Source organism: Micromonospora sp. 4G55, from assembly GCF_016803375.1.
On sequence record NZ_JAEVHN010000572.1, the window covers coordinates 1 to 3,920 of the forward strand.

The 3,920-nt window shown below is 70.3% G+C and carries 1 protein-coding gene; it reads left to right on the forward strand.

Annotation, left to right across the window (positions count from 1 at the left end; all coding sequences use genetic code 11):
* Positions 1 to 961 precede the first annotated feature (961 nt).
* Positions 962 to 3,868: a glycoside hydrolase family 48 protein gene (locus JNW89_RS30075; RefSeq protein WP_238451650.1), complete on the forward strand. Its 2,907-nt coding sequence runs from the start codon at positions 962 to 964 to the stop codon at positions 3,866 to 3,868.
* Positions 3,869 to 3,920 lie beyond the last annotated feature (52 nt).

The window sequence follows — 3,920 nt, forward strand, 5'->3', positions numbered from 1 at the left end:
CCGCGCCGGCCACGGCGGCCCCGACCGGGGAGAGCCCGGCGCTGGCGGTGGGGGAGAGCGCGGCGCGGTGCAGCAGTCGCCGTCGGGTGAGTCTCGACATCGGTGTTTCTCCTCAGGGTGCGGGCCACCCCGACGGCCGGGAGCGCTCCCAGCACCGGCATGCGGCGTTCCGGCCGCCTCGGGGGCGGACCGCCAGCCTAGAGGGCCGCGCGGAGGCGGCCGGGATGGGGGAAGTGAGATGTGACGGGCGCCGTCGGTCGTCCGACGCGCCGGGCGGGGCGCAGATAGCCAGCGAGGCCGGCCGGGCGGCGTACGCGCCTGTCCCGTCGGCCTCTTTTCCCGTCGACTACGGGGGTTTAGTGTGGGGACGGGGGAGGGCAACCCCCGTCCCCACCTTGGTGCACACACGCACGAGTCGAATTGGCGTCCGCCGTGCGTGTCGCGCGGGAGCCGGGCCACGCGAGTGGCTCTGGTTCCACCTCCCTCCGTCACTGGCGGGTGTCGGCTGGCGACGGTGTCCGGGCTGGCCCGTCGTCAGCCTCTTGGCTTGCACCGCGGCCGGGCGACCACGGTCGACGAAACAATTGCATCTCCGTCGATGGAAGCGCTCCCATCGGCGATGCAGCGACTGTAACGCCCGTCACGGGTTTGTGAAAGCCCCAAAACGAGATCGAAACATCGATCGATGTCCTACCTGCGGTGTTGTCGTGGGAGCGCTTCATGGCAGACTGTCGAATCGACGCAGCGGAGCCAGCTCGCGTGAGCGTGGGTCGCCGAGGGCATCCGGATCTCCGGACGGCACCCCGAGGAACCGCCGCCGCCCCAGGGGCGGCAGACCGGCGCAGTTCCGCACCGACCACCTTCCCGGGCGCCTCCGTCCCCCCGCGTTCCCTGCTCGCGTGGAGGCGCCTCGCCGGCGGCCCGTCAGGCTCCGGCCCTCCTGCGAGGAGACACCGCGCACATGAGACTCTGGGCAAGACGTCGCCGGACGGCGATGTTCGCCGCCACCGCGCTGGCCATCGGCGGGGTGACCCTGCCGGCCGGCGCCGCGCAGGCCGCCCCCGCCTGCGACGTGGTCTACGCGACCAACGACTGGAACACCGGTTTCACCGCCAACGTCACCGTCAAGAACCTGGGTGACGCGCTCACCGGCTGGACGCTCAAGTTCTCCTTCCCGAACAGCTCCCAGCGCGTCACCCAGGGCTGGTCGGCGAAGTGGAGCCAGACCGGCAGCGAGGTCACCGCGACCAACGAGTCGTGGAACGGCAGCCTCGGCACCGGTGCGTCTACCACCATCGGGTTCAACGGCGCGTACTCCGGCAGCAACCCGAAGCCCACCGCCTTCACCCTCAACGGGGTCGCCTGCAACGGCACCCCGGCCAACCAGCCGCCGACGGTATCGCTGGGGCTGCCGACCGGGCCGTTCGAGGCGCCGGCCGACGTGCCGCTCACCGCCACCGCCAGCGACCCGGACGGGACGATCGCCAAGGTCGAGTTCTACCGCAACGGCCTGCTGGTCAACACCGACACCACCGCCCCGTACGGCTACACGCTGGAGGACCTGCCGGCCGGCAGCTACACCGTGCAGGCCAAGGCGTACGACAACGCCAACGGCGTCGCGGTGGCGGAGAAGGCGTTCACCGTCAACCCCGCCTCCGGTCCGGTGCTGGTGGCCACCCCGTCGGCGGTCAGCGTGACCGAGGGCGGCACCGGCACGGTCAACCTGAAGCTCAGCGCCGCGCCCAGCGCCAACGTGCCGGTGACCCTCACCCGCACCGGCGACACCGACGTCACCGTCACCCCGGCGACCGTCACGCTCACCCCGACCAACTGGAACACCGGGGTGACGGCCACCGTCGCCGCGGCAGAGGACGCGGACACCCTGGGCGGCACCGCCACCGTCACCGCCTCGGCCACCGGCTTCGCGCCGCTGGCAATCGCCGTCACGGAGATCGACAACGACACCCCGGGCGGCGACAACGCCTACATCAAGCGGTTCCTCGACCAGTACGGCAAGATCAAGAACTCCGGGTACTTCAGCCCGGAGGGCGTGCCGTACCACTCGGTGGAGACGCTGATCGTCGAGGCGCCCGACCACGGCCACGAGACCACCTCGGAGGCGTTCAGCTTCTGGCTCTGGCTGGAGGCGCAGTACGGCCGGGTCACCCAGAACTGGGCCCCGTTCAACAACGCCTGGACGGTGATGGAAAAATATATAATTCCGAATCATTCGGACCAGCCGACGGCCGGCGCGGCGGGCACCGCCCAGTACGCCGCCGAGTACAACCTGCCCAGCCAGTACCCGTCGCAGCTGCAGCCCTCCGTCCCGGTCGGCCAGGACCCGCTCCGCTCGGAACTGCAGAGCACCTACGGCACCGGCGACATCTACGGCATGCACTGGCTGCTGGACGTCGACAACACCTACGGCTTCGGCCGCTGCGGTGACGGCACCACCCGGCCGGCGTACATCAACACCTTCCAGCGGGGCACCCAGGAGTCGGTGTGGGAGACCGTGCCGCAGCCCTCCTGCGACACGTTCGCCCACGGCGGCCAGTACGGCTACCTCGACCTGTTCGTCAAGGAGGGCAGCGCCCCCGCGAAGCAGTGGAAGTACACCAACGCCCCGGACGCCGACGCCCGCGCCGTGCAGGCCGCGTACTGGGCGCTGACCTGGGCCAAGGCCCAGGGCCGGGAGGCCGACGTCGCGGCCACCGTGGCGAAGGCCGCCAAGATGGGTGACTACCTGCGCTACGCCATGTTCGACAAGTACTTCAAGAAGATCGGCAACTGCGTCGGGGCCAGCACCTGCCCGGCCGGCAGCGGCCGGGACTCGGCGCACTACCTGATGTCCTGGTACTACGCCTGGGGCGGCGCGTACGACCCCAGCCAGAACTGGTCCTGGCGGATCGGCTCCAGCCACAACCACTTCGGTTACCAGAACCCGCTCGCGGCCTGGGCGCTGACCAACGTGCCGGAGCTGAAGCCCAAGTCGGCGACCGCGGTCGCCGACTGGCAGAAGAGCTTCGACCGGCAGCTGGAGTTCTACACCTGGCTCCAGTCCGCCGAGGGCGGCATCGCCGGTGGCGCGACCAACAGCTGGGACGGCAGCTACGCCCAGCCGCCGGCCGGCACCGCCACCTTCTACGGCATGTACTACGACGTCGACCCGGTCTACAACGACCCGCCGTCCAACCAGTGGTTCGGCATGCAGGCCTGGTCGCTGCAGCGGATCGCCGAGCTGTACCTGCAGACCGGCAACGCCAAGGCCAAGGCGCTGCTGGACAAGTGGGTGCCGTGGGCCATCGCGAACACCACGGTGGGCACCAACTGGTCGATCCCGTCGGACATGAAGTGGACCGGCCAGCCCGCCAACTGGGACCCGGCCAACCCGCAGGCCAACACCAACCTGCACGTCGAGGTGACGGTGAAGGGCCAGGACGTCGGGGTCGCCGCCGCCTACGCCCGCACCCTGATCGCGTACGCGGCGAAGTCGGGCAACGTGTCGGCCAAGAACACCGCCAAGGGGCTGCTGGACGCCCTCTACGCGGCCAGCGACGCCAAGGGCGTCTCCACCACCGAGAAGCGCGGCGACTACCGGCGTTTCGACGACGTCTACACCGCCGCCGACGGACAGGGCCTCTACGTCCCGTCCGGCTGGACCGGGAAGATGCCCAACGGCGACGCCATCGCCGCCGGCAAGAGCTTCCTGGACATCCGGTCGTTCTACAAGAACGACCCCGACTGGCCCAAGGTACAGGCCTACCTCAACGGTGGCGCCGAGCCGGCCTTCAACTACCACCGGTTCTGGGCCCAGGCCGACGTCGCCATGGCGTACGCCGACTACGGCAACCTGTTCCCGAACGGGTGAGGTGACCCTCCCGGGTGGGTGGCGCGGCGCCACCCACCCGGGGGCCGACCGG